At 42.8% G+C, this 20666-nt stretch carries 19 protein-coding genes; 9 read left to right on the plus strand and 10 right to left on the minus strand.

Annotated elements, in window-relative coordinates; all coding sequences use genetic code 11:
* Positions 1–40: 40 nt before the first annotated feature.
* The 3 genes from ACXAH9_RS11050 (at position 41) to ACXAH9_RS11060 (ending at position 4412) form a co-directional block, all read left to right on the plus strand.
* Entirely contained in the window at positions 41–478 is a 438-nt protein-coding gene (locus ACXAH9_RS11050) for a hypothetical protein (RefSeq protein WP_474894918.1), read from the plus strand.
* Positions 479–578: 100 nt separating this feature from the next.
* Positions 579–4070, plus strand: a complete 3492-nt coding sequence (locus ACXAH9_RS11055) for a G8 domain-containing protein (protein ID WP_474894919.1) — start codon at positions 579–581, stop codon at positions 4068–4070.
* A gap of 60 nt (positions 4071–4130) precedes the next feature.
* Positions 4131–4412: a hypothetical protein gene (locus tag ACXAH9_RS11060; RefSeq protein WP_474894920.1), complete on the plus strand. Its 282-nt coding sequence runs from the start codon at positions 4131–4133 to the stop codon at positions 4410–4412.
* Positions 4413–4633: 221 nt separating this feature from the next.
* Here ACXAH9_RS11060 and ACXAH9_RS11065 read toward each other — a convergent pair whose 3' ends face one another.
* The 3 genes from ACXAH9_RS11065 to ACXAH9_RS11075 are packed head-to-tail and all read right to left on the minus strand — an operon-like array spanning position 4634 to position 7282.
* Positions 4634–5446 (minus strand): anti-sigma factor, encoded by an 813-nt coding sequence (locus ACXAH9_RS11065; protein ID WP_474894921.1) that lies wholly within the window; start codon positions 5444–5446, stop codon positions 4634–4636.
* The gene (locus ACXAH9_RS11070) at positions 5443–5997 is read right to left on the minus strand and encodes an RNA polymerase sigma factor (protein WP_474894922.1); all 555 of its coding nucleotides are present in this window, start codon (positions 5995–5997) and stop codon (positions 5443–5445) included. The genes ACXAH9_RS11065 and ACXAH9_RS11070 overlap by 4 nt, the downstream gene beginning before the upstream one ends.
* Before the next feature lie 4 nt (positions 5998–6001).
* Positions 6002–7282 (minus strand): hypothetical protein, encoded by a 1281-nt coding sequence (locus ACXAH9_RS11075; protein ID WP_474894923.1) that lies wholly within the window; start codon positions 7280–7282, stop codon positions 6002–6004.
* Between the two features lie 18 nt (positions 7283–7300).
* Between ACXAH9_RS11075 and ACXAH9_RS11080 the strand changes: the two genes are divergently transcribed.
* The 6 genes from ACXAH9_RS11080 to chrA are packed head-to-tail and all read left to right on the plus strand — an operon-like array spanning position 7301 to position 13201.
* Positions 7301–7621: a 2Fe-2S iron-sulfur cluster-binding protein gene (locus ACXAH9_RS11080; RefSeq protein WP_474894924.1), complete on the plus strand. Its 321-nt coding sequence runs from the start codon at positions 7301–7303 to the stop codon at positions 7619–7621.
* Entirely contained in the window at positions 7621–8208 is a 588-nt protein-coding gene (locus tag ACXAH9_RS11085) for a thymidine kinase (protein WP_474894925.1), read from the plus strand. The genes ACXAH9_RS11080 and ACXAH9_RS11085 overlap by 1 nt, the downstream gene beginning before the upstream one ends.
* Positions 8159–10327 (plus strand): type IX secretion system anionic LPS delivery protein PorZ, encoded by a 2169-nt coding sequence (gene porZ / locus ACXAH9_RS11090; RefSeq protein WP_474894926.1) that lies wholly within the window; start codon positions 8159–8161, stop codon positions 10325–10327. The genes ACXAH9_RS11085 and porZ overlap by 50 nt, the downstream gene beginning before the upstream one ends.
* Positions 10327–11004, plus strand: coding sequence for a DNA repair protein RecO (gene recO, locus ACXAH9_RS11095; RefSeq protein WP_474894927.1), 678 nt, complete (start codon positions 10327–10329; stop codon positions 11002–11004). The genes porZ and recO overlap by 1 nt, the downstream gene beginning before the upstream one ends.
* A 50-nt stretch (positions 11005–11054) precedes the next feature.
* Complete coding sequence (locus ACXAH9_RS11100) at positions 11055–12017, plus strand: isopenicillin N synthase family dioxygenase (RefSeq protein ID WP_474894928.1); 963 nt, start codon at positions 11055–11057, stop codon at positions 12015–12017.
* A gap of 2 nt (positions 12018–12019) precedes the next feature.
* Positions 12020–13201: a chromate efflux transporter gene (gene chrA, locus ACXAH9_RS11105; protein WP_474894929.1), complete on the plus strand. Its 1182-nt coding sequence runs from the start codon at positions 12020–12022 to the stop codon at positions 13199–13201.
* A 49-nt stretch (positions 13202–13250) separates the two neighbouring features.
* Here the strand turns inward: chrA and ACXAH9_RS11110 are convergent, their stop codons facing one another.
* The 7 genes from ACXAH9_RS11110 to ACXAH9_RS11140 form a co-directional block, all read right to left on the minus strand.
* Entirely contained in the window at positions 13251–13778 is a 528-nt protein-coding gene (locus ACXAH9_RS11110; protein WP_474894930.1) for an OmpH/Skp family outer membrane protein, read from the minus strand.
* A 67-nt stretch (positions 13779–13845) separates the two neighbouring features.
* Positions 13846–14379, minus strand: a complete 534-nt coding sequence (locus ACXAH9_RS11115) for an OmpH/Skp family outer membrane protein (protein ID WP_349565865.1) — start codon at positions 14377–14379, stop codon at positions 13846–13848.
* Between the two features lie 25 nt (positions 14380–14404).
* Complete coding sequence (locus tag ACXAH9_RS11120; protein WP_474894931.1) at positions 14405–17056, minus strand: BamA/OMP85 family outer membrane protein; 2652 nt, start codon at positions 17054–17056, stop codon at positions 14405–14407.
* Positions 17053–17787 (minus strand): isoprenyl transferase, encoded by a 735-nt coding sequence (locus ACXAH9_RS11125; RefSeq protein WP_474894932.1) that lies wholly within the window; start codon positions 17785–17787, stop codon positions 17053–17055. Before ACXAH9_RS11125 ends, ACXAH9_RS11120 begins: the two co-directional genes overlap by 4 nt.
* A gap of 69 nt (positions 17788–17856) precedes the next feature.
* The gene (gene porG, locus ACXAH9_RS11130; RefSeq protein ID WP_474894933.1) at positions 17857–18546 is read right to left on the minus strand and encodes a type IX secretion system protein PorG; all 690 of its coding nucleotides are present in this window, start codon (positions 18544–18546) and stop codon (positions 17857–17859) included.
* Between the two features lie 3 nt (positions 18547–18549).
* Positions 18550–19638, minus strand: a complete 1089-nt coding sequence (locus ACXAH9_RS11135; protein WP_474894934.1) for a hypothetical protein — start codon at positions 19636–19638, stop codon at positions 18550–18552.
* A 157-nt stretch (positions 19639–19795) separates the two neighbouring features.
* Positions 19796–20662 (minus strand): NAD kinase, encoded by an 867-nt coding sequence (locus ACXAH9_RS11140; protein WP_474894935.1) that lies wholly within the window; start codon positions 20660–20662, stop codon positions 19796–19798.
* Positions 20663–20666 lie beyond the last annotated feature (4 nt).

Consider the following 20666-nt stretch of genomic DNA (forward strand, 5'->3'; position numbering starts at 1 on the left):
AGTGTTTAGTACTTTTCCGCACTAATTTCAGAACCCACCTATGTCCGTAATCAAAGAGATCTATGATGTAGCCAACGATGCAGCGGCGCTCAAGCAAAAGCGTGCAGCACTGAAGCGTGCACTTCGTACTGAACTCAAGCCCAATGATAAGTTTCTTCAGGATGTCAAGATTAAAGAAATAGATGATGCCAGAAGAATAGAAATTCTTCAGATGCGTGAGATCGAAGAGCTATCTGCCGCGGTGAAACTGGAGATTCCATACACACTGCTCTCCCGAAAAAAAGTGGAAGAGGAACTTGCCACTCGCCTTAAAGTTAAGCCTATTGTTGGGTTTAGTATCGGTGAGCTTATCGAGCACCTCTACCTGATGATATCTTACCTAAAAAAAGATTATAAGAACCCCCGCATTCACCTAAACCTCAGACTGATTAACATTTACAAATACAATCGGGTGTTGGTAGAACTTCTGAAGTATTAGGCGGGTGTGACACCTATGCGCTTCTTATCTATCAGATAATTGGTTATATTTATTGTACTTTATCAAGTTTAGATTTCATAATATTTATTTTAATGTCCCGATGAGACTCACCATATCTGCGGAGGTTCGTTGTAACAGTTTTCGCACCATACAGACAAGTTTCTTTGCTTTAGCTATTTTGGTTCTATTTGTCCCAAGTCTTTCAGGGGCACAAATCATTGCAAAGAATAATCCAACCAATCCGGTCTGGTCAGATCCCGATTCATGGGTAGGAAGTACCATACCCGATGTGGGTGATGAGGTAGAAATTCCTGCTGAAGTGATAATTTATATTGATCAGGACGTAGAGGTAGAATCCATCATTGTACATGGTGAGCTAATTGCTAAGAATGATCAGGACATCTATTTGACTACCAATTATATTCTAGTCTGGGGTAATGGAGCAAAGCTAATTTGGGGTACAGAAGCTGATCCATACACCGCCAAAGGAGTAATCACGCTTCGCGGAAATGACCCTGTACTTGATATTCACTCCATAGGATCCAAGTTTATTGGTGCTATTGAAGAAGGGTCTATTATTATGCATGGGGAAGAAAGGCTTTCCTGGACGCAACTATCGGCCACAGCAGATGCCGGATCAACAAATATTCAGCTGGTGGATGCCACCGATTGGAGAGTAGGCGATGAAATTATTATCGCTTCTACTGATTACAGTGCATTGCAAGCGGAGATAAGGACCATTACCGAAGTAACCGGAGCAGGCAGAACAATTCACCTTGATGTGCCATTAGATACCCTACACTATGGTGAGATGCAGTATTTTCATGGAGGTACCCTCGAACTGGACGAAAGAGCAGAGGTGGGCTTACTGACACATAACATTCTAATCAGAGGAGAAGAAGCCGATGAATCAGGTTTTGGCGGTCACATTATAGTAAAAGATATGGGATCCAGCGCATATATCTCAGGGGTAGAGTTATATCACATGGGTCAAAAAGGATTGCTTGGAAGGTATCCTTTTCATTGGCATCATGCACACGATGTTACCGGACAATACTTCAAAAATAGCAGCGTGCATCATTCTTTTAATCGGGTAATGACTGTTCATCACACGAGCAATGCACTCATTCAGGACATAGTGGCATATGATCACATTGGTCATGGCTTTTTTATGGAAGCAGGAAGTGAGCGAGGCAATATATTCGATCACAACCTGGGTGTCTTGACACGGAAGCCAGAGTGGGATGAGCGGGTGCAAAGACATGACCGGTTGGAGGACGATGATCATTCGAGGCATTTCCCTGCAACATTTTGGATCACCAACCCGGACAACACCTTCATTAATAACGCTGCAGCTGGTTCGGAGGGCTCAGGCTTTTGGATGCTGGCATTGGAATATGTAATTGGCGATCCGACTAACACCCTTGTACCTGGGGACCTTCCCATTCGGGAATTCCGAAACAACAGAGGTCACTCCAATAACTTTACCAATCTGGCCATAGATGCTGTGGTTTTCTGGCACGATGAAAACGAGAACGGTCAGGTAGACGTTGGCGAAGAGTTCACAGACTATAAAGAATACCGGCCACCCCTTCCACCAGGGACTATCCTGCAGGTAGAGGAGTTTACTTCATTTAAGGCAGGTTCTCGAGGCATTTGGACCCGTGCGGGCACCATGTACTTTGAAAATTGCCGACTGGCAAACAGCCATTCCAATGCTTTTTTCTCTTTTAATCAAATCTTGAGAAACTCACTCATTGTTGGTCAATCAGCAAATGTAGGTGTACCCAGAAAGAACCAACATGACATGTCGGTATCCTACTCACTTCCAGTGTTGGAGTTGGATCATACCGAAAGGAGGAACCGGCTACATGGTCATATTCTCTATGATGGGCCATCAGGGTTGGATAATGTACACTTTGCGGGCTTTGATCATGAAAACACGGTGGGCTTTGGCATCTTTGGAGCGCATCGAAAAAGTCCGGCTCACTGGTCTAGAGGGATCACCTGGGCGGCAGGCACACCCGACGCGTCAAAAGTGGACTTTGATTTTTATACTCATGTGGATAACAACTTTGCTTCAGGACTGATTGATTTTGATGGAACCGTCACCGGGGTACCCAATTCAAGACTGGTGCCTCTTTTGCAATGGAGCCAGGATTACGACGATGATCCAATGGCTATGAGAGATCGGGCATATAATGCACAGTTTGAATCTACGGATATGCTGGTAGCCGATTGGGATGCTGTGATTACTCATGATCTGGATGTAGGCACTATGTACATGAGGCCTGATTGGGGAACAGCAGAACGCACAGGAGTATACGGTATTCGATATCTCGGCATGCCTCAGGAATTTGAACGAGATAATTATCCAACAATGGTACTGGATGCTGGCAGAGAGGATCATATCATGCAGCCAGTGGTTTTCACCAACAATGATATGGCCCATCGGACGGAAATGTATATCTGGCAGTTTCACAGAACACCACATCGAATGCCATTTTATCTCCAATGGGCACGACAAGATCATCGTGTGATCTCTGCTTTTACGCACATTCCCAGTGAAGTGAATCTTGTTTATGAAGACGGTACTTCTGTTCCATATGCCAGTGATATTTGGGACTTGGTGACCAATCCCAATGAACAGTATTTTATTCATGATAACATTCTTTATGTTCATCATAAAGCCACTGAGTTTTTTGATGATGTGGATCTGAATGGATTAGACCATCAGTACAAAAGCCCAACGATGATACTATGTATGCCATCACACTGTGCATCAGGGTCTGGTGCAACCGAAGAAGTGATCATTGCTGACTTTGAGGCAGACGTGTATGATCGAAGTACACTGCGAGGTGAAGGCATGGATACACCAGAACTTTATGTAAGTGCTCGAGATCCAAGCTTTTGCGGCGGTTCTCCCTGTGATAATCTAATTGGGTTTAACCTTGTCACTGATGGAGATGCAACAGATGACTATGTGAGGTATACTACGGAACTATACGAGCAACCGTGGACGCATTATAAATTTTTAAATCTTAAACTCGATGCACGAGCCGTAAATGTTGTTCTGCAATTGGCTGTTACTGAGATTGATTTGGGAACATATATACCCGTAGGGGGTGTGGTGTCTATTCCGATTTATGAGTTACCCAAAGAAGATAGGGATATGATCATCGGTTTAGAACTGCGCTTTTATGAGTCTTCCTTGTCTTTAGCTCCTGCCATAGATGAGTACGAAGTGAACATCAATGAGATTTCACTTTCAATTTTTGACCTTTACGGCGCAACAATACCTGAGGTGCTAGGTGTACAGAGTCTGTCTCATTCATCAAATCGACTTCACTTATTTCCCAACCCTAGTGAGGACCGGTTTACGCTTACTGCTGATCTGGAAAAAGGAGGCCCGGTTGAGATTAATATCTATGCGCTTGATGGACGTGTCTTGTATAGCAAAAAAGAAAACGCCACAGCGGGGAAGTGGTCACATGTCCTTATAAATAAGGAACTTGCACTGGACCAGGGAATTTATCAGGTGGTAGTTAGTGATGAGAAACAACAATTTTCAGGTCTTGTAGTGATCAGGTAAGGATAACATCGTTGGAAGGATTGGTATTTCATTTTTTATACTGATTATCTTACTCTAGCTATGGAAGTAAAAGTGATACATAAAAATCATGCAAGAGCATGCGAATGCTGCAGCTCGTGGCTGAAGCATTGGGAGCGCACCACCAAAGAGGATGTTGGTACCTGTCGCACAAAGAACTGCACCAATCCGGCCAAAGTAGGTGCACATGTAAAACGCAAATCCGGGGATAATACCTGGCGCATAGTTCCGCTATGCCACGAGTGTAATAAATCCACAGATTGGCTGACCCTCAACAAAAATACCAAATCAGTTAGCGCAGAGCAGCATTCGTGTAGGAGGTAATATTAGAATCACCCCCTAACCCCCTTTAGGAGGGAGTTAGCGTCTATTACTTTAGCACTAGTCATATGAGACTGCAGCCCCAGCCCAACTCAAGAGTGGTTCGGTTTTATTTCTAAGACTCCTGAAAGTTTCAAACTTTTCGGAAGGTGTCAGTCTAAACAGACTTACACGAAATGAATACATTTTCAAATGAATAAGCTTGGGGAAATAATAAAAGGCGACTATGTCGTCACATTTCCCACTACCTGCATAGTCTCAAACGAAGGGTTTTCGCTACCACCACGAGGCTCGATGGTTACAGCGAAGGCCGCTGCACCCGAAGTGATGTTTTTCATTTGAACAAGGAAGTTGCCATTGTTCGGGTCAAATACCCCGGCATCTACTGGTTTGCCATCAATGATTGCCCAAAGCTGATACTGTTGATCCTGAGATAGTTCTTTTAAGTTTTGAATGCTGAGATACACATCTGCAGTTGCCTCATTCCAGTACACAGTTGCCTGAGCCTGAGGAGCATTTTCTGTTCCGGCCATCACCACCCGCTGGTAGGCGGTATTGTTCATGATCGCCACAGCATTTTGAATGTCATCCAGCTGCTGATTCACCTGGTTATAGTTTTCAGCAAACTGGGCATTTTGTGCGATCATATCAGCCAGCTGATTTTCAGCGCTCTGCCACTTTTTCCAGTAGGTATAGGCCATCACTGCAGAGGTTAGTGCCACCAGTATGGAGGCAGCTGCTGCAAACTTCAGAATCCCCAGGCTTTTGTCTGGTTGTATGGATACTACCCTGCCTCCCTTTTCGCTTTTTTCATCACCATCAATTTGCTGCATGAGTTTGTCTTTTACTCCATCCGGTGGCCTCACTGCGGTAGCAAAGGCAAGTGTTTCTATAGAAAGCTCGATCTTCTCGATTTCCTCCCGTATTTCCGGGTGATCGGCGGCAGCCTGCTCCACCTCTGTACGCTCAGCCTGGGAGAGCTGTTCCATCACATAGGTTTCCAGTATGCCTGACGATATGTATTCTTCTATGTTCACTCTACCTGCAATATTTTTCTCAAATTCTTCAATCCCATTCGAAGGCGTGTTTTCACCGTCCCCAAAGGGATATCAAATTCATCTGATATTTCTGATTGGGTATAGCCTTTGTAATATGCCATCTCGAGAATGAATCGTTCTTCTTCTCGGAGTGTGGCAAGCGTCTCTTTCAAGCCAATGCCATCAACATTCAGGTGATTTAATTTCGATCGCTCAATACCAGTTACGTAGGTTTCTATATTATCGGTTTTCCCGACCTTCTTCATTTCTTTCGATCGCAATTTATCGATCGCAAGGTTGCGGCTGATATTTACCATCCAGGTAAAGAAACGGCCTTTTTTAGCATTGTATTGGTCAATCTTATCCCAAAATTTCATAAAGGCATCTTGTAATACCTCCTGAGCCACATCTTCATCATTTATAATGCGGGAGATCGATCCATATATAGCTGCCGAGTAGTTGTCATACAGGTAGCTGAATGCGTCTGCCTCTTTCGCCCGCAAGCGTGCAACCAGTTGATCCTGATCGATTTGTTGATTGGGCAGACTCACGTAATTATCTAAACCTTCTGAAAAGCACCTTTAAGAATTCCTTCACCTCATCAGACTGCATGTCCCATTCGTTGTGCTTGGCATAGCCCTGAACAAGGAATTCGACCGAGTCGTCAAATGAATCGTACTGTTCCAATTCGTAAAGCGCATTCTCGAATTCGTTTTTGTCGTTGCGGAAAAGCTCTTTAATGAACATGTACCGATGGTTCAATGAGATCAGCTCAAGGATTCCGCCTTCTTTTGGTGTTTTTTCATGATGCTCTGCCAGGCTTTCCTCTTCCTTCTCAAACTGCTTATTGATCGTCTCTTCAGGGAAGTCATCTTCTTTATCATCGTCCTCCAGCATCACAGGAGGTTGTACCTTCTTGGGCTCTTCTTCCTCCTCTTCCATCTGTTCCTTAGCTTTCGGTTCTTCTTCTTTTTCAGATGGCTTTTCTTCAGTCTCCTTTTTATCTTCTACTATGATCTCAGCATCTTTCGACGGCTCATCTTCAATGTTTTCCTCACTCATGGCCTCATCATCGGTATTCATTTCTACTCCCTCACTTTCTTTTTGCGAGTCGGGAGCGGTTTTTTTGAAAGGAGATGGGCGATCACTTACCAGGTCTTCTTCGCCCGGGGCAAACAGGTCGTCCTCGTCAAATTCATCCTCATCTATTGCAGGATCATCTGAAAAAACCTTTTCTGCAGTGATATCCAATACAGAGGACAACAGCTTACATTCTTCCTCAACCGCTTCAGTAGTGTCAAAATCATCAAACTCTTCAGGCAACTCATCAATCACATCATCAATGGTGAGGCCTTTCATATCAGATAGGAAATTTTGGATTTCTTTTTTGTGAATCTTCAGGTATTTCACCGTGCCTTCGACCGATTTATCCGCAATCTTTTCTACTCCACGACTATCCAGATCTATCTCTACATACGCCTGCGGCATAGCGGCCAGATAGATAGTGTCTTTCACCGCATGATTGAGCAGGGTCTCAAACTTTTCCTTGTTTATTTCGATGTGCTGGGAAAGCACATTCATAAACTGGATCATTGCCTGGCGAACTTCTTCGTGTTTGTAGTTGAAGAAGGGGCTTTCCAGCTTCTTTGTTTCCTCCTGCCAGTAACGGAAGAGTAGTTTGATGACAAAAAAATTGACCTGCTTGGATGGGGTGACTTTCAGTATTTCCTTTCCGGTGATAACGTCTTTGCCATCTTTGAAAAATTCGGCAGTCACTTTGGATGCAAATTTCTCACAATAGCCGTCAATAAAGTCTTCGTTTAGTTTCTTTTGCATTCTTGAATGTTGATAAGGATGCCCACGGTAAAAATCGTTAACCTACAAAGTAAATCTATTCATTGTGAGGATAAAAGGGAAAGTTTGCTAGATATTTTGCTTACTGCCACAGACTGGATGCATGCCTGCGGAGGAAAGGGCAGGTGTACCACCTGCAAAGCAAAAATAGTCGAGGGAATGGAGCATCTGACACCACCTACCCGACCTGAGCTGCAATTTGCGAAATTGAATAAATTGCGAGACGATGAGCGTCTCACCTGCCAGGTTCACCTTTCAGGAGATATTGCTGTGAAGGTGCCCAAAGAAACACAACTGCCACATTTGACTTACTCTGAATAATGTTTGTAGAACCACATATAGGAAAAGGAACGCTTCGAAGAGCCGGATGGATAGAAGTGGTCTGCGGATCGATGTTTTCCGGTAAAACAGAAGAACTGATCCGAAGGTTGAATCGAGCGATGCTGGCTAATCAACATGTGGAGATCTTTAAGCCGGCAGTTGATAAGCGATACGATAAGGTCAAGATCGTTTCTCACAAAGATTCGTCCATCCCATCCACTCCGGTAAATTTTGCAAATGACATACTGCTGCGAGCTGGTGACTGTGAGGTGGTGGGCATAGATGAGGCTCAGTTCTTTGATGAGGAGATAGTGAAAGTGGCTAATGATCTTGCCAATCAGGGAAAGCGTGTGATTGTGGCCGGACTTGATATGGATTTTAAAGGCGTGCCATTTAAGCCAATGGATTCCTTAATGGCCATAGCCGAGTACATCACCAAGGTTCATGCGGTCTGTATGAAGTGTGGTAATGTGGCATCTTATTCCCATCGACGTACTAAATCCAAAAAAACGATAGTTTTAGGAGAAAAGGATATTTATGAAGCACTCTGCAGATCTTGCTTCTTTGAAGCTGTGGGCCCTAAGTAGTCTGATGCTTTTTGCCGGATGGTTGGCTCCTGCGCAGGATATTGCGGTGGGCACCTGGCGAACGCATTTTAGCTTTAGTAATGCACAGCACCTTGCAGTCACTCCCGAAAAGATTTTTTGCTCTGCTGAAAATGGCCTGTTTTCCCGAGACATTGAAAGTGGGGAGACGCGAAAGCTCTCCAAGATAGATGGACTGGCGGATGTGGGAGTATCGGCTATGGCCTATGATGAAGTGGCCAATGTATTGGTTATTGGTTATCGTGCGGGCTATATCGATTTTGTATTCGAAGATCAGATTCTGACCATTGAAGATTTAGCGAATAGTTCTCTGGATGTCGATAAAAGCATCAATGACATCACATTCGTAAATGGCCAAACCTATCTGGCTACCGACATTGGGGTGATTGTGGTGAATACGAACGAAGCAGAAATAGTTGAAAACTTCGTCAACATTGGAGCTGCCGGTGTAGAAGTGGCGGTACTTCAAATCCTTGCAAGAAATGACTCGTTGTTTATCCGTACAAGTGAAGGCATTCAGTCAGGAAGTCTTGCGAAGAATCTCCTTGACTTTAGCAATTGGAACAGACATGCTGGAAGTGCTGGCTACACCAACCTGATAATGGTCGATGATGAGATTTATGCCACTTCCGGAAGCAACCTGTTGGTGCTCACCAGTGCCTGGACTGATACCGGAGCAGAATTACCTTCGGGAGCCGATCAGCTTTTTAGCGTTAACGAAATGCTTATCACTGTGGCGGCAAATGGCACGCTGCACCAATGGAGTGGGGTTGCATTTGAAACACTGACCACATCCTCTGCGACCGATTTGAATGACATTGTTCAAATAAATGGGAGTTTCTATCTCGCAGATGGGTTGCAAGGTTTGATTGACCCTTCTGGAAATACCTTTTCTCCGGATGGACCTGTCTCTGATTCCTTCTCCAATTTTCGAGTTGTCTCCGACGAGTTGTTTGGATTTCATGCTCCTTCCGCGTCTACTTACGACGGATCTGAGCAGCAGTCCGAATATTCTGTTTTCTCCGAGGGACAATGGGATGTGCGATCTATTTCAGGGTTTACGAATGTTTCAGATGTATCCCGGTTTAATGGCAACTATTATTATGCATCTATTGGTGATGGACTCATTGAAGAAAGCACAGAAACAATCATTGCCGATATCCCAGGCAGTACAACAGAGGCGGATACGATTATCACCTCATTGACTGCAGGAGAACACTTGTGGGTTTCCAGCTTTGCAAACTCCAATCCTATTCACACACTAGATGGTGAAAGCAACTGGACATCTTATTCAGCTTCGTTAGTCTTTGATAATGAATTTATAAGCATCGATCTGTCCGAAACTGGAGTGGCCTGGCTGGGATCTTCGTCTGGAACAATCACCGTTTTTGAGTCAGGAGAGGGAAATACTGACGTCATTTCAACCTCGGATGGGTTGCCGTCAGCATTTACTGATATTAACATCAGTACCGAAGACAATGCATGGGTGGGTACAGCTCAGGGACCGGCTGTATTTCCAAGCGCCTCTTTTATATTCTCTGATTCAGAGGCCGTCCTCCCCACTTTTGAAAATCGAATTTTATTCGAAGGAGAGTTCATCAATGCAGTAATGACAGATGGTGGAAATCGAATCTGGTTTGGCACCAATAGCGGCCTCTGGATATATGATGAAAATACCTCTGAGCAGGTGGCAGTATTTAATGAATCGAACAGCCCACTTCCATCGAATAAAGTGCTGGGGCTAGAATACAGCAGAAGTAATGGGGAGGTTTTCATCTATACAGATCGGGGCATGGTTTCTTATCGAAGTGCTTCATCCTTCGGCTTACCGCGACATAGCAATGTGAATATTTTTCCGAATCCGGTACGGCCAGAATACCAGGGACTTGTGGGTCTTACAGGATTAGCCAGAAATGTCAATGTAAAGGTGACAGATATTAATGGGAACCTGGTGGCAGAGGTCGAAGCAAATGGAGGGGCCGCCTCCTGGGACTTAATGGATATTCGCGGAGGTAAAGTGGCTACAGGGATCTATTTGTTCTTTAGTGCTACTTCAGATGGTGAGGAGACATATGTGGGTAAAATAGCAGTGGTCCGCTGATGATAGTCAAGTCAAAAGGAATCGTTTTGAGCTACATGAAATATGGCGATACATCTATCATCGCCAGGGTGTTTACAGAAGAAAATGGATACGGATCCTATATTGTAAACGCTATCAGGAGTCAAAAGACAAAAAAGAGCATTGGCTATTTTCAACCGTTTTCTTTACTGGATTTGGTGCTTTATGTTAAAGAGACACGTGACCTTCAGCGAATATCTGAGTTTAAGAGCTATCATCCCCTCCACTATATTCATCACGACCCAATCAAGAGTTCAATCACACTTTTTTTGACGGAAGTTTTCTCCAAGTTGCTTCAGTCAGAACAATCACCTAATCCACATCTTTATACTTTTGCGGAGGAGTCAATCAAGGTACTGGATGCTTTAGAATTAGGGGTAGCGAACTTTCATTTGCAGTTTCTTTTGAAGGTGGGTCCTTTTCTTGGATACGCCATTGATGAAATTGATAACCTGTTCAGCTCTACAGATCGCCTCGCACCCTCATCGGAGGTTCATGGGCGCATGGAGGTATTAATGAAAGAGCCATACGGAACTAAAATCGGGATGTCACGTGAGTCGAGAAACGAGGTGTTGGACGAGATTCTTAACTATTACGAGCATCATGCACACATTCATAAACCTAAGTCGCTAAAAGTGTTGCGAAGTATCCTGAATTGATTTTCAGTAGATTTTATTATTAAATTGTAAGTCATAATTTGACCTAACACATGACGGAGATATTATTTGATGAGATACCATCACTGGATTTAGCGGATTTTACCGATGGAACACCGGAGCAGAAGAAAGCATTTGTAGCGAAGCTTGGAGAAGCGTACACAAACATTGGATTTGTGTCAATAAAAAACCACGGACTTTCGGATGAGCTAACTAAAAACCTTTATGAATCAGTTGAGAAGTTTTTCCGACTTCCTGACGATGTAAAAAAGAAATATGAAATAGTGGAGCTGGCGGGTCAGCGAGGCTATATAAGCAAGGGGAGAGAGAAAGCAAAAGGAAGAAATACCGGAGACCTCAAGGAATTTTATCATGTAGGGCAGCCACCAAAAAACCAAAGAGAAGACTACCCGGACAATATTTGGCCAGAAGAAGTGCCGGAGTTTGAAAAATACACCTCAGAGGCCTATCTCACTTTGCTACAGGCTGGTGTGCATATGCTTAGAGCTATCGCTCTATACCTCGATCTTCCAGAAAACTATTTTAACGATAAGGTGAAGGAGGGAAACAGTATTTTACGTCCGATTCATTATTTCCCGATTGAAGATCCTGATTCACTTCCTCCTGATGCCGTACGTGCTGCAGAGCATGGCGACATTAATTTGATCACACTCCTCATGGGTGCGAGCGCAGATGGTTTGCAGGTACTAAGAAGAGATGGAAAGTGGATTCCAATCACGGCACTTCCAGAGCAAATCGTTGTGAATGTTGGGGATATGCTAGAGCGTCACACCAATGGAAAATTGAAATCGACCATTCACCGGGTAGTGAATCCTCCAAGAGAATTGATGCATACCTCCAGGTTCTCTATACCATTTTTTATGCACCCTGTGTCTGAAATGGACCTGACCTGTCTGGAAAACTGCATCGACGATGAACATCCAAAAGCTTTCGAGGATATTACAGCAGGCGAGTTCCTGGATGAACGATTGAAAGAAATCGGTCTTAAGGCCTAAGGATGTCGATAAGGCGAGTTAGAAATATTATTTTCTTAAAAGACGTGTCTGTGCTGTCCTTAACTGCATTTGGAGGACCGCAGGGGCATTTTGGGATGTTCCTCGATCTTTTGGTTTCTAAAAGAGGATATCTGACAGAGGAGGATTTGATTGAATTGTATGCGCTGTGCCAGATTCTCCCGGGTCCCACGTCTACTCAAACAATTACCGCACTTGGCTATAAAATAGGAGGGCCAAACCTGGCTTACCTAACTCTTTTGGTGTGGATGTTTCCGGCCTTTTGCATAATGACAGCTTTGGGTATTTTCATGGTCACAGCGGAAGAAATGGACATTTCTCTAGGTTTTTTGCGTTTCATCGAACCAATTGCAGTTGGGATTGTCGCATATTCATCTTATAAGATTGCTATCAAGGTAGTAAATACGAAAATTGGTGTTGGGTTGATGGTTTTTTCTGCGTTTGCCTCTTTTGCCTTGAAGTCTCCATATGCGTTTCCGGTCTTGATCATTTTGGGTGGGCTTGCCACCACATGGAAGTACAAACGTCAACCGATCGAAGAAAAGGAGCGAATCAATATCAAATGGGCGAACCTGATCCTATGGATTTCTGTCCTGGTCGCTGCTGCGGTATTGGGGGGTGTTACACAATATCAACCCATTAAGCTATTTGAGAACTTCTATCGAAATGGAAGTTTGATTTTTGGAGGAGGGCAGGTGCTTGTTCCGCTTCTTTATACAGAGTTTGTTGAGTTTAAGGGATACCTCACTTCACAGGAATTTATATCAGGATATGGTTTTGTTCAGGCCATCCCGGGACCGGTGTTTTCTTTTAGTGCGTATGTTGGCGCATTGAGTGCTAGAGACTTAGGCATAGGTGGGCAGCTATTTGGGGCAGGCATGGCAGCTGCGGGCATCTTTTTGCCAGGCACATTTCTGATATTCTTTATTATCAGATTCTGGGAGCAGCTTAAAAAATATCGAATCGTGAAGGCCTCACTAGAAGGGATTACTGCTGTAAGTGCCGGGATGGTGATCGCCGCAGCGTTTCTTCTTTTTATGCCAATGGAACAGAAGGTTATCAATTTTATTCTTCTTTTTGGCACTGTAGGAATGATGCATTTCACAAAGGTCCCCACCCCGCTTATTATTGTTGGTGGATTGATTTTTGGAATTGTGATCGCATAAAAAAGCCCTGAAGGAATTCCAACAGGGCTCTTAATAAGGTCCTAGAGCTTTATTTGCCAGCTGGCGGATCAATACCTAGCTTTTTAAGTACCAGGTTAGTCACATTGTCTTCTTCACGAGCGTAAAGAAGGATGCTTTGTCCTCCTGCAGTCATGTTGAAAACATGCGAATAGCCATTCTCCTTGGATACCTGCTCAATTGCCGTTCCAATCTTTTCGAAAGCAGGCTGTAGAAGCTGGTTTCTCTTATTCATCATTGAGGTTTGAGCGTTTTGTTCAAACTCCTGAATAGAAGTCTGAAGGTTTACGATCTCATTTTCTTTGTCAGCTCTTACAACATCAGTATAGCTCTCAGCATTTTGTTGGTAGTCTGCCACCTTTGCCTGATAGTCAGAATACTTGGCTTCTAGCTGAGCAGATAATTGCTTGTCGTAAGCAGCAAGCTCACTTTCAATTTGTTTTGCTTCCGGCATTAGGCTCAAAACGTACTCTACATTTGTATAGCCTATTTTTAACTGCGCCATTACTCCGAAACCGATTACAGCAAGGGCAGTACTTAGTAAAATTCTAGCTTTCATATCAATTAACTTTTCGTTTTATAGTTGGGCTTTCACCCTTATGGTTGTTTAGGTTCAATTATTATGCTTAATTATTTCCGACACTCTGATTTTCTACCAAACCAAGATCTTCCAGTACAAAATCAGTGTAATCATGGATGGGATCTGTATATATCATGACAAGATCACCAGATTTGTCAAATACGATCTGAAGTCTGTTATTTTTTGCCACTCGTTCTACCGCTTCAAACACTTGATCCTGAACTGGTTTTACCAGTTCTTTCTTTTTCAAGAAATACAGGCCATCAAATCCAAAAATGGATTGCTGATACTCTTTCACTTCCTTCCACTTCCGTTCAATCTCTGCGTTTCTCTCCTCCCACATCTCTTTTGTCAAAAGCACTTCCTCAGCTTTCAACTCTACTTCCATTGCTTCCACTTGCTGATAAAGCTCCTGAATCTCTGTTTCCCATCCTTTTGCCAGCTTCTCAATTTCTGCCTGGGCATCTTTATACTCAGGCATCTTTTCCAAGATGTATTGGGTATCTACATACCCAAATTTTTGCGCAAATGTAATCGTGGTAAAAAACAGTCCAAAAAGCAGTAGCGATATCTTTTTCATAAGCGTTATTGTTTAGACACTCCCATTAGCGAATCTGTTGGCCAATGGAGAAGTGGAACTGCGGACCAGCGTTTTCAAGCGTGCCAGGCACCCTATCAAACCCATATGCCCAGTCAATCCCCATAAGTCCAAACGCTGGCATAAAGATTCTAAGGCCTATACCTGCAGATTTTTTTATGTTGTAAGGATTGAATTCAGCAAATCGATCCCAGTTATTTCCTCCTTCTACGAAAGTAAGGGCATAAATGGTAGCCGATTGTGCCAATGAAATAGGGTATCTCAATTCCATCACGTACTTATTGAAAAGGGTACCCCCTTCAATGTTGTTTTCTCTATCAAATGGAGTAATCGAGTTGTTCGGATAGCCTCTTAACCCAACCACATCAGTACCCAGCAGGAAGTTCTGTCCAGTAAGTCCATCACCACCAAGCTGGAATCTTTCGAATGGCCCCACACCTGTTTTGCTGTTATAGGTGCCCAGGTATCCAAAGTGTGCTCTTGCTGCAAGCACAAGTTTTCCTGTTAACGTTAAATAGTATTTACTATCAAAGTTCCACTTGTGGTATTCCAGCCATTTATATCTCTCTTCCGGGGCAGCATTTTCATAATCTAAATCTCTCCATAAGGAGTATGGAGGCGTGAATGATGCAGCTAATGAAATACTGGACCCATTTCGAGGATACATAGGCTGATTGACCGAATTTCTTGCAAACGTTGTGTTAAATGTGAAGCTATTCGCATCACCCGTTTGGAAACCAAGAGAACGGCTACCAAACTGGAACAGGTCATAACGTTGATAAGATATTCCTGTGCTAACGGTAAAGAAATCATCTGGCCATTTTACTCTTCTTCCAAGTGATGCAGAAATACCCGTTACTTTAAGCCATCCAAGTGTCTCATTTGTAAATCGGTTTATCGATCGCTGGATTGATTTACTGTAACTAAGCCCAAATGAATTTGGCTTTCTTCCACCTAGCCATGGCTCCACAAAGCTGAATGAGTAACTCTGGAAGGTTCTACCGTTTGCCTGGAAACGGAGTGATAGGCTTTGACCGTCTCCTACGGGAAGTCCTCTCCAATGTTCCGGCTTAGTAATGTTTCTTACTGAGAAGTTATTAAAAGTTACTCCAAAAGTACCAACGAACCCGAAGGCACCTCCCCATCCACCGGATAATTCAATCTGGTCATTGGAACGCTCTACGAGCTGCCATTCAATATCCACTGTTTCATTTATTGGATCCGGGATTGGAACAGGATTCACTTGCTCAGGATCAAAATACCCAAGTTGAGAAAGCTCTCTCTGTGTTCTAATGAGCTCCGCACGACTGAACTTGTCTCCTGGACGGGTTCGTAACTCTCTCAGGATTACATGATCGTTGGTTTTATCATTTCCACTAATAATTACTTTATCAATCGTGGCTTGAGCCCCTTCATAGATTCTCATTTCCAGGTCGATGGAGTCCTGGGTTACCCCTACTTCAACCGGTGTAATGCTGAAGAACAGATAACCATCATCCATGTAGAGTGAGCTGATATCAGGACCGTTCGGGTTGAAGTTTAGTTTTTTGTTTACAAGATCTAAATCATAAACATCTCCTTTTTCGATCCCTAAGATTCGCTGAAGTTGGTCATCATTGTAGATGTAGTTTCCAGTCCATGATATATCTCTGAAGTAGTATTTATCACCTTCTTCTACGGAGATATCAATATTCATGTATTTGTTTGAGATGTCGTAGGTAGTGTCTGCCAAAATCTCCGCATCTCGGTATCCTTTTGAGTTGTAGAACCCAATTAGCAGATCTTTATCTGCTTCATAATCCTCCTTCACAAATTTGGCATTCTTAAAGAAGTTTAGGTTGACATGAGTAGCCATGTACTCTCTTACTCCTTCTTTAGATACTTTTTTTGAATCCTTTACGAATTCGATCAGGTTTGGAGGCCAAAGGAGTTTGGCGGTAGTCTCAATAATTTCGGTAGGCAAGGAAAATTTCGGTACCATTCCTGTGCCTTTTAGTTTTGATCTCAGCTTAGCAGAAGTGTACTGTTCATTCCCCTCGAATCGAATATTTCTTATTTTGACTTTTTGACCTTGATCAATTGTAATCTTTAGGTAGGCACTGTTTCTAAGTACGGTATCTGTTTGTTGAACCACGTTCACCTCAGCATTTAGGAAGCCTTTGCTTTCCATATATCTTTGAACAGCGAGTTCCGTGTTTTTTATCACCACATCTGTTAAAACCTTGCCTCGGATAAGTCCGATTTTTTCTTCTATTTCACCCTGTTTCGTTTTGTTTACCCCCTCGATTATATACTTGGTTAATCTTGGGCGCTCGGTCAGCTCAATCACAAGCCAAATCTTATCACCTTCTACTTTAGAGGCATAAATGGATACGTTACCGATGATCCCCTGATTCCACAATTTTTTGATAGCTGTGGTAATTTCATCTCCGGGAACTTTGATTTTATCGCCAACCCTTAATCCGGAAAGTGAAATAAGCGCATTATTATCCAGAAACTGAACCCCTCTCACTTCAATATCGGCTATTTCATACTCCTTCGGGCTGGAATAATTGATCGAAACACCACCCGACTGCCCCTGATTTCGTCCAAACACCACCTGTGATTGTGCTTCATAAAAAGCCACAATGGCCAATACTATAATTAATGCTTTCTTCATGCTTTCACTTGATCACTCGTCTTTCCAAATCTTCTTTCTCGCTGCTGATAGGAAATAATCGCTTCGTATAAATCTTTTTTTCTAAAATCGGGCCAAAGTACATCTGTAAAATGTAATTCGGTATATGCCATTTGCCACAAAAGGAAATTACTGATTCTCATTTCTCCGCTCGTACGTATTAACAAGTCAGGATCCGGAATGCCTTTGGTAGATAGATGCGCTTCTATATCAGAAGGTTCGATGGACGTTATCCCTTCTTCCAGTATCTTATTCATAGCGAACACCAAATCCCACTTCCCACTATAATTGAGAGCTAAGACCAATTGCATCCCGTTGTTGTCAGCGGTCACATCAATAGCCTCTTTTAGCTTTTGCTGCGCACTTTCTGGTAACCCCGATATTTCTCCTATTGTAGACAGTTTAATATTATTTTTTTGAAGTGTGGGCAGCTCATTCTTTATGGTGTTAACCAATAAGTTCATAAGCCCATCTACTTCATATTTTGGGCGATCCCAGTTTTCTGTTGAAAATGCATATAGTGTCAAAAACCCAACGCCTAACTCTGCACATCCTTCAGTCACATTTCTCACGGCCTCAATGGCATTTTGATGACCAAAGATTCTCTTCACTCCCTGCTTTTGTGCCCACCGTCCATTACCATCCATTATCACTGCGATGTGAGCTGGGATATTGGTCTTCGATATTTGGTTTTCTAGTTCCTCCAACGCCATTTTCAAAAAGGCTACAAAAATGAACTTTTTTTTACTTAAAGGGAATGTAAACCAATGATTTAACTTCTATTAACGCGAAAGAATTGACTGGTTGGGTCTATATGGGAATGGACATGGTATATTGAAGAGTGTGATACTGAATGTGATGCCCGTAAAAAAGTACCAATCATCGTCTTTTGGGTTACCATACTGGTAATCTTTGATGGTTTGATCACTATCAGAAATACCATCTAAATAATCAAAAAATGTTTTCCTTGCTCCTGCTTCTATGCCAATTGTATATTTTTTTTGGAATAAGTATTTAAATCCAATACCCATCGGCAAGACAGGCTGAATAGATCCCACATCTTCATTTTCCGGCGCATCATTAAAATTGAAAAAGCCAATACCTCCAAAAATGTATGGCGAATAATTTACAGGTGAATCTTCTGTTTTAAAATCAAGAAAATGATATTCGAAAACAGCAGAAGCCTCCAGAACGGTGGAACTAAATGAGTGACCTCTTTCTTCTGCAAACGCATCGATAGGCGTTTCTGAGCCACGCACCTTACCAACGGTTAGCGCTAGCTTCACAGTAAGTATCTCAGAAAAATTCATGCGATAGAAGCCCGTACCAGCTAACGAAGACGTGCTAAAACTATAGCCCCTTACCAGATCACCGGCATAATTCATTGAGCCTACACCACCACCAAATTCCATGAATTGAGATGATGCTGAGAGTGTTGCGATTAGGAGTGTAAAAGAAAGTGCTTTTCGCAAGGTTTACCTGTATTTAGCCCTTCGACGGGTGGTGCTGCCTAACACATAAGACACTTTGATCTGTGTTACAAAGATCATATCATTGTCATCCGGATTTCCTCTTTTTGACCCATCTATACCCGTTCCAACGTTTCCTTCGATATAATAATTGTGTCCTTCTCCGTGATTGTTGATGATGCGAAGATTGGTCAATTCCCTAGCTTCTCCTTTTGAGCTCACTGGGACAGAGGCCCTGTCGGACATGATTCTTGCCAGGTCATCATTAAATTGGTCAAGACCTACATAGTTTGTGCTTACATCATCAATGTAGTCAGTAAACAAATACCTTATCCCGAATTCAAGTCCTCCGGTCAATTGGGTGTTGGGTATACGAATTTGTGCGCCTATGGCTACAGGAAGAGAAAACTCTATGTTTTTGTACGGTTCAACGATACCCAGATTTTGTCCCTCAGTACCAAGAGGTTTCAGGTTTACCCACTCTCCAGCCTGTGGAGCTGCTGTTGTGGCATTTATGCCTTCTGTTTGATAGTCAAAATCAGGCACCTTACCCTTTGGTTGATGGTGGAATACTGCTGCCCCTAATGAAAGGTATGCATTGAATGGAAGTCTTTGGTTAGGTCCTCCATAATTTGGAAATAGAAACAACTGTAATGCTACTCTGAATTCCTTGATATCATTTCGAAAACTCAGGTTCCTTGCATATCGTGCAAAACCGTCCTCAGACGCTGGGTCAGATGCAAAATCATCACCAAAAACACGAACCCAATTGATCCCGGCAGTTACTGCTATGGAGTGGTGAAACTTGTAGCCTCCCCAGAGGCCAAATCCCGGCCGTGTGAAAGAAACATCTGTACTTGCTGCTTTATTAACGGGAGCTAAGTCACCGAAATAGTTACCAGCATTGATGTTACCACCTACAAAAATGTAAGGCTCAAATCGACCGTATCCTCTCAGTCCACCTTTGTAATGAGATACCTTTTTATTGGTTTGCCTTCTCTTCTTATACTTATTTTTTCTTTGCGCTTCGGCATTATCCGCTAGCCCCAGCATGGCCACTGAAAGGATAACTAATAAAAGACTTTTTAGCTTCATATGAGATGCTTTAAAATACAAAAGTATGCTTTTGTTAATTCTTAAGTTTTAGATAGGCGGTTAATTATCTAATTCTTAACGCATAAAACTAGTGAAAGAATGCGCGATTTCATCCTAAAAAAGGGGGGATTCAACAAAAAGAGGCGAACAAGAAGGCTTAATTTCTCTTATCAAAGCCCCATCCCAGCTTATTTCGTATGGTGTCGGGAAAATTAATGCCTTCTATTTTGATGAGTTTGGCTTGAAATGGTGCCTTTTTTACTACAAGATTCACGTCTTTTTCGATAGTCTCTGATCTTGAATCAAGTGAAATCAAAAAGCTTCGATTTCTAGACTCAATTTCAAATTTTAACTCTGAATCATCTGATACAATGAGAGGCCTCACGTTAAGGTTGTGAGGACTCACCGGAGTAATAATAAAATCTTTAGAATCGGGCATCATCAAGGGGCCACCACAACTGAGTGAGTAGCCAGTGGATCCGGTTGGTGTAGCAACCATCAGTCCGTCAGCCCAGTAGGTGTTTAGGTATTGTCCGTTGATGTAGCATTTTACCATGATCATGGCAGAGGTATCCTTTCGGAGGATGGCGCACTCATTCAATGCATAAGTTTTGCCGTTGAATAAGTTTAGATCACTTTCGAGTGACAATAGAGACCTGCTCTCGATTTCATATTTGCCTTGAAAAAGCAAAAACAGCGACTCTTTAATAAACTCTTTGGCAATTGAAGCCAGAAAACCAAGTCGCCCCATGTTAATGCCTAATATTGGAACCTCGCTCTTACCTACCCAAAGTAGTGATTCCAGAAATGTTCCATCTCCCCCCAAACTAAATACGGCATCATACTCAGGAGTTATTTCGTCTGTTACGTTTTGACCATGTTCCAGCAATTTGCTGTTTCTGGAGTGAAACAGAGAGGTATACCATATCTCAACTTCCTCTTTTTTGAGCTTGTCTATTATTTGTGTGAGATATTTTTCGGAATCTTGCTGTACTGGAAGGCCATGTAAAACAATTTTTTTCATTGGC

Source organism: Ekhidna sp. ABH4_415 (assembly GCF_056161305.1).